Here is a 6,288-nt window from a genome sequence, read left to right as displayed (position 1 = left end):
CCCCCCCCCCCCCCCCCCCCCCCCCCCCCCCCCCCCCCCCCCCCCCCCCCCCCCCCCCCCCCCCCCCCCCCCCCCCCCCCCCCCCCCCCCCCACCGGCGTATCCGCATAACGTCTTCCCGCTGCGAGCCGCCGGACCAACGGCGGCCGCCCACACAGGAGATCGGGGGTGCGCTCGTGCGGATCGGACTACTCACGGACGGTGGCTATCCGTATGCGACGGGTGAGTCCAGGCTCTGGTGCGACCGGCTCGTGCGCGGGCTCGCGCAGCACGACTACGACATCTACGCGCTCAGCCGCAGTGCCCAGCAGGAGGACGACGGCTGGATCGCGCTGCCGCCCCACGTCCAGCGCGTACGCACCGCGCCGCTGTGGGCGCCCGAGGACGACGGCCGCACGTATGGCCGGCGCGAACGGCGCCGGTTCGCCGCCCACTTCAAGGAACTGGCCGCGGCCGTCTGCTCGGAAGGCGGGGCGGGCGGCTTCGCCGACGGCCTGTACGGGCTCGCCGAACTGGCCAGGGAGTCCGGCGGGCTGTACGCCGCACTGCGTTCCGAACTCGCCGTACGGATCCTGGAATCCGCCTGCCGCGCCCCCGGCGCACGCCGCGCCGTGCACGCCGCGACCGTGCCCGACTACCTGGCCTTCGCCGACGAGCTGGAGCGCGCACTGCGCCCGCTCTCGCTCGACTGGTACGGGCACGACTCGCTCGGCGCGGTTGACCTCTGCCACTCCGCGTCCGGCGGCACGGCAGCCCTGCCCGGCCTTCTGGCCAAACGCTTCTTCGGGGTTCCGCTGCTGGTCACCGAGTACGGCGTGCAGCTCCGGGCGCACTACCTCGCCGTCTCGGACGCGCCGCTCGGGGCGCCCGTCCGCGCCCTGCTCGCCGCCTTCCAGGGCTGCCTCGCGGGCGAGGTGTACCGGCAGGCGTCGGTGATCACCCCCGGCAACACCCACGCCAGGCGCTGGCAGGAGAAGTGCGGCGCCGACCCCGCCCGACTGCGCACGGTCTACCCCGGCATGGACGGCGAACGCTTCACCGCCGTGGGGGAGGGGGACGACGACGGCGATCCGCACACCCTCGTCTGGGTCGGCCGGATCGAACCCGCCAAGGACCTCATCGCGCTGCTCCACGCCTTCGCGGAGGTGCGCAAGGAAGAGCCGGAGGCCAGGCTGCGGATCCTGGGCGCGCCCGTGCGGAGCGGGGAGGGCGGCGCGTACTTGGCGCACTGCAAGGCGCTGGCCGCGCAGCTCTTTCCCGACGAGGCGGCCGACGCGCACGCGGTCGGCGACAATCCGGTCTCGTTCGAGGAGATCGGTGGTCCCGAGGCCCCGGACCTCGCGGACGCCTACGCCGCCGGAGCGGTCGTCGTCCTCTCCAGCGTCGTCGAGGGTTTTCCGATCAGTCTCGTCGAGGCGATGTTCTGCGGCCGCGCCACGGTGTCGACGGATGTCGGCGCCGTCGTCGAGGTCATCGGCGGTACGGGGCTCGTGGTACCCCCGCGCAATCCGCGGGCGCTCGCCGACGCCTGTCTCGCGCTGCTGCGCGACCCCGAGCGCCGTGAACGGCTCGGTGCGGCCGCGCGGGCCCGGGCGCTCGAACTCTTCACCGTCGAGCAGAATCTCGCGGCATTTCGCGGCATTTACCTGGAGCTCATCTCGCAGAGCCCGGTCCACCGCGACTCGGAGGCCGTCGACGACGACGGCGAGCCGCTGCCCTTCGCCACCCCCGCAGAGGCCCACGTCCCCGGCCACTGGACCGGCGGCCGCGGCCGCCCCCGCTGGGCGGATGGCGCGCCCATGGCCACTGCGGCCGCCCCAGGAGCCCCCGATGCCTGACTCCACCCCTGCCCCTCGCCCCGAGAGAGCCTCCGCGATGCGTCCACGACCCGCGCGGCGCTCCGTCGTCCTGGTCGACGGGCCGCAGCAGCCCGCGAGCCCCGGGGACCGGGACGCGCGCTCGCGGGAAGTGCCGGAGGACGAGCCCACCGGCGGCGGACCCGGGCGCGCCCGGAGCAAGCCGGCGCGGCGCGGACCCGCCGACCCCGTCAAGGCGCTCATGCACCGCCACCGCGAACTGTGCGAACGGGCCGTCGACCCACTGGAGATCGCCGCCGGGCTGGAGGCACACGGCGTCACCGACCGCACCGCCGCCCGGTTCCGGCACCGCGATGTCTTCTCGCTCGCCGAGGAGCTGTACGCCCGCGTGCCGCGCGGCGACGCGGGCCCCCGGCCCCCGGCGCGGGACGTGCGCGGCGCGCGCGCCGCGCACATCGGACACACGCTGCTGCCGGGCGCCGTCGCCGCCCTCGCCACCCTGGCCCTGCGGCTCACCGACGACGGGGTACGGCTCGCCGCCGGGGCGGTGGGCGGGATCGGGCTCACCATCGCGCTGGCGTGGAGCCTGCGGCGCGGACCCCTGCGGGCGCCGGGGCGCACGGTGCCCGCAACGCGCCTCCTGGTGTGCTGGCTCGCGGCCTACGCGCTGCTCGGCGACGGGCTGCTGGACCAGTTCACCGGCGCCGGGCCCGAGGGCACCCGGTCCCTCACACCCGCCCCGCTCGTGGGCCTCGCTCTCGCCGTCGCCCCCGCCGCCTGGACCGCCCACCTCTTCTCCGTGCAGGCCCGGCGCAGGCTCAGCGGCAGCCGCGGCCTCGAAGAGTTCGCGGCCGGCGCGCGCCCCCTGCTGCTCGCCGTCGTCACGCTGTACGCCGCCACTCTCACCGGCCTGCTCGTCCTGACCTCCGTGCTGCTCCCGCTGGCACTCGGCCCGGCCATCGCCCTCGGCCTGCTGCTCTTCCTGTCCCGGCTGCTCACCGTGCACGGCTTCCCCGAGGCCGCGGCCACCGGCCTCGCCGCCGCCTGTGCCGGCGAGGCCCTGGCCCTGGCCGCCGTCCTCGGCGGCCGGCTCCCCGGCTGCGGCTTCCTCGCCAGGCCCGTCGAGGCGACCGTCGACGCGCTGGGCGCCGGTGCCGTACCGGCCCTCGCCTGTGGCGCCGCCGCCCTGGGGCTGCTGGTCCACGCGACCGCCGCCCTCTCCCGGGCCTCGGCCCACACCACCTGACCCCCACCTGCCCCCCGCGCTCCCGCGGAGCCGACGCCGCGGGCATACCCGACACACCACCCCTGAGGAGACGAACGACAATGACTGCGCACCACCCAGCACCGGCCCGTCGGCCCCGAGGAGCCGCGCGATGAGGGTGCTGCTGCTCGGAGCCAATGGATTCCTCGGCCGTTTCGTCGCCGACAGGCTGCTGGCCGATCCGGCCGTGCACCTCACCGCGCTGGGGCGCGGCGACGACGCCGACGTACGGTTCGACCTCGCGGGCGGCAGCCCGGGAGCGCTCACCCGCTTCCTGGACGCCGTCCACCCCGGAGTCGTGATCAACTGCGCGGGCGCCACCCGCGGCGGTGCCCGCGAACTCACCCGGCACAACACCGTGGCCGTCGCCACCGTCTGCGAGGCACTGCGACGCAGCGGCTGCGACGCCCGGCTCGTCCAGCTCGGCTGCGCCTCCGAGTACGGGCCCTCGCAGCCCGGCTCGTCGACCGCGGAGGACGCCGTACCGCGCCCCGGTGGCCCGTACGGCGTCTCGAAGCTCGCCGCGACCGAGCTGGTCCTGGGCTCCGGCCTGGACGCGGTCGTCCTGCGGGTCTTCTCACCCGTCGGTCCCGGCACCCCCGCCGGATCACCGCTCGGCCGGCTCGCCGAGGCCATGCGCCGTGCCATGCAGTCCGGCGACGGCGAGCTCAAGCTCAGTGGCCTCGGCGTACAGCGCGACTTCGTCGACGTACGGGACGTGGCGCGGGCCGTGCACGCCGCCTCCCTCTCCGCCGCCCAGGGCGTCGTCAACATCGGCACCGGCCGGGCCGTACGGCTGCGTGACGCCGCCGCCGTACTCGCCCGGGTCGCGGGCTACGCCGGCGCGCTCCATGAACTCGACACGTCACCCACGCGCCCCGGCCACCCCGTCATCGGAGCCCCCCGTGGCCCCGAGTCCCTCACCGAGCACCTGGGCGCCACCCCGTACCCCTACCCCGACGGCTGTGGCAGCTGGCAGCAGGCGGATGTGCGCACCGCCCGCGACCGGCTGGGCTGGCGGCCCCGGATCAACCTGGAGGAGTCCCTCGCGGACATCTGGATGGAGGCGGCATGCCGCATCTGATCACCACGGACGCCATGCTCTCCGCGACCGGCGCCGACCGGCTCGGCTTCGGCATCCCGGGCTACGCGCATCCGCTGCTCGCCCCGGTCGAATGGGCCGAGCTGACCCGGCCGGGCACCCCGCTGCACTGGGCGGTGCTCAATGTCGCGGACGGGCCCGGCACCTGCCCCGACCCGCACTGTCTGGAGGCCGCGGGGAAGCTCGGCAACGCCGGGATCCGGGTGCTCGGCCATCTCGATCTCGCGCACGGCACCCGCCCCTTCGCCGAGATCGTCGCCGACGCCCACCGCTACCTCGACTGGTACCGGGTCGGAGGGTTCCTGCTGGACCGCTGCCCGGTCGAGCGCGCGGACCTGCCCCAGGTGCGGCGTACGACGGCCACGCTGGAGGCGGTCCTGGAGGGTGGGCATCTGGTCCTGGGTCATGGCACACACCCGTATCCGGCCTACGCCGAGGCCGCCGACCAGCTCGTCACCTTCTCCGGGCCATGGGCCGACTACCGCTGGTCCCAGGTGGCGGAGTGGACCGCGGACTACCCGCCGGAGCGCTTTGCGCACTTTGTGCACGGTGTGCCGCGGACCCATCTGGAGGAGGCGGTCCGGATCGCCCGCTGGCAGGGAGCGGGAACGATCTTCTTCACCGATCGGACGGGCGACCGGACGCGCGGCCGGGTGGGCGGTCCCGAGGGGGGCCAGGTGGGACAGAACGGAGCATTCGACGCGCTGCCCGGCTACTGGGACGAAATCGTCTCGCAGATCGGACCGGGTGTCTCGGAATGAGAAGACGCGTGGCACTGTTACAGCGAGAACAACCGTACTGACAACGACCAGCTGTATTGATGAGGTCTCCGTGTCGCTGCCACCCCTGGTCGAGCCGGCTGCCGAGCTCACCGTAGACGAGGTCCGCAGGTACTCCCGCCACCTGATCATCCCTGATGTCGGGATGGACGGGCAGAAGCGGCTGAAGAACGCCAAGGTGCTCTGTGTGGGCGCCGGCGGTCTCGGCTCGCCGGCCCTGATGTACCTGGCCGCGGCCGGTGTCGGCACGCTCGGCATCGTGGAGTTCGACGAAGTCGACGAGTCGAATCTGCAGCGCCAGATCATTCACAGCCAGTCGGACATCGGCCGTTCCAAGGCCGAGTCCGCCCGTGACAGCGTCAAGGGCATCAACCCCTACGTCGACGTGATCCTTCACGAAGAGCGGCTCGAAGCCGAGAACGTGATGGAGATCTTCGGCCAGTACGACCTGATCGTCGACGGCACGGACAACTTCGCCACCCGCTACCTGGTGAACGACGCGTGCGTGCTGCTCAACAAGCCGTATGTGTGGGGTTCGATCTACCGTTTCGACGGTCAGGCCTCCGTCTTCTGGGCCGAGCACGGTCCCTGCTACCGCTGCCTGTACCCGGAGCCCCCGCCGCCGGGCATGGTTCCCTCCTGCGCCGAGGGCGGCGTGCTGGGCGTGCTCTGCGCGTCCATCGGCTCCATCCAGGTCAACGAGGCCATCAAGCTGCTCGCCGGTATCGGTGAGCCGCTGCTCGGCCGGCTGATGATCTACGACGCCCTGGAGATGCAGTACCGCCAGGTCAAGGTCCGCAAGGACCCGAACTGCGCGGTCTGCGGTGAGAACCCGACCGTCACCGAGCTCATCGACTACGAGGCCTTCTGCGGCGTCGTGTCGGAGGAGGCCCAGGAGGCGGCGCTCGGCTCGACGATCACTCCCAAGCAGCTCAAGGAGTGGATCGACGACGGCGAGAACATCGACATCATCGATGTCCGCGAGCCGAACGAGTACGAGATCGTCGCCATCCCGGGTGCGCGGCTGATCCCGAAGAACGAGTTCCTGATGGGCAACGCCCTCCAGGACCTGCCGCAGGACAAGAAGATCGTCCTGCACTGCAAGACGGGTGTCCGCAGTGCGGAAGTACTCGCCGTGCTCAAGTCGGCGGGCTTCGCGGACGCGGTGCACGTCGGCGGCGGTGTGATCGGCTGGGTCAACCAGATCGAACCGCAGAAGCCGGTCTACTAGACCCGCGCTGGGGGGGGGGGGGGGGGGGGGGGGGGGGGGGGGGCCCGTTCCGCGCTTTGGGGTGGGGGTGCGGGTGGGGGGGGGCGCCCTTTTCGT

General features: G+C 73.5%; 5 protein-coding genes. All 5 read left to right on the top strand.

Going from position 1 to position 6,288, the window contains the following annotated elements; all coding sequences use genetic code 11:
• Window positions 1–175 precede the first annotated feature (175 nt).
• The 5 genes from AC0699_RS33410 to moeZ all read left to right on the top strand — a co-directional run bounded on the left by AC0699_RS33410 (window position 176) and on the right by moeZ (window position 6,192).
• Window positions 176–1,837: a DUF3492 domain-containing protein gene (locus tag AC0699_RS33410; protein ID WP_478667872.1), complete on the top strand. Its 1,662-nt coding sequence runs from the start codon at window positions 176–178 to the stop codon at window positions 1,835–1,837.
• Window positions 1,838–1,874: 37 nt separating this feature from the next.
• Window positions 1,875–3,062, top strand: coding sequence for a hypothetical protein (locus AC0699_RS33405; protein WP_478667871.1), 1,188 nt, complete (start codon window positions 1,875–1,877; stop codon window positions 3,060–3,062).
• A 130-nt stretch (window positions 3,063–3,192) separates the two neighbouring features.
• Complete coding sequence (locus AC0699_RS33400; protein WP_478667870.1) at window positions 3,193–4,164, top strand: NAD-dependent epimerase/dehydratase family protein; 972 nt, start codon at window positions 3,193–3,195, stop codon at window positions 4,162–4,164.
• Window positions 4,152–4,943 carry a spherulation-specific family 4 protein gene (locus AC0699_RS33395; protein ID WP_478667869.1) on the top strand — a complete coding sequence of 264 codons (792 nt, stop codon included), beginning with the start codon at window positions 4,152–4,154 and terminating at the stop codon, window positions 4,941–4,943. Before AC0699_RS33400 ends, AC0699_RS33395 begins: the two co-directional genes overlap by 13 nt.
• 70 nt (window positions 4,944–5,013) lie before the next feature.
• Window positions 5,014–6,192: an adenylyltransferase/sulfurtransferase MoeZ gene (moeZ, locus tag AC0699_RS33390; RefSeq protein ID WP_478667868.1), complete on the top strand. Its 1,179-nt coding sequence runs from the start codon at window positions 5,014–5,016 to the stop codon at window positions 6,190–6,192.
• The last annotated feature ends 96 nt before the right edge of the window (window positions 6,193–6,288 follow it).

The organism is Streptomyces sp. NPDC043870 (genome assembly GCF_056435785.1).
Note: the sequence above shows the minus strand (reverse complement) of the source record. Positions and strands in the feature narration are given on the sequence as shown.

Coding starts and splice junctions, on each gene's coding strand:
- AC0699_RS33405 (WP_478667871.1), top strand. CDS start 1,875: ATGCGTCCACGACCCGCGCGGCGCTCCGTCGTCCTGGTCGACGGGCCG.
- AC0699_RS33400 (WP_478667870.1), top strand. CDS start 3,193: ATGAGGGTGCTGCTGCTCGGAGCCAATGGATTCCTCGGCCGTTTCGTC.
- AC0699_RS33395 (WP_478667869.1), top strand. CDS start 4,152: ATGCCGCATCTGATCACCACGGACGCCATGCTCTCCGCGACCGGCGCC.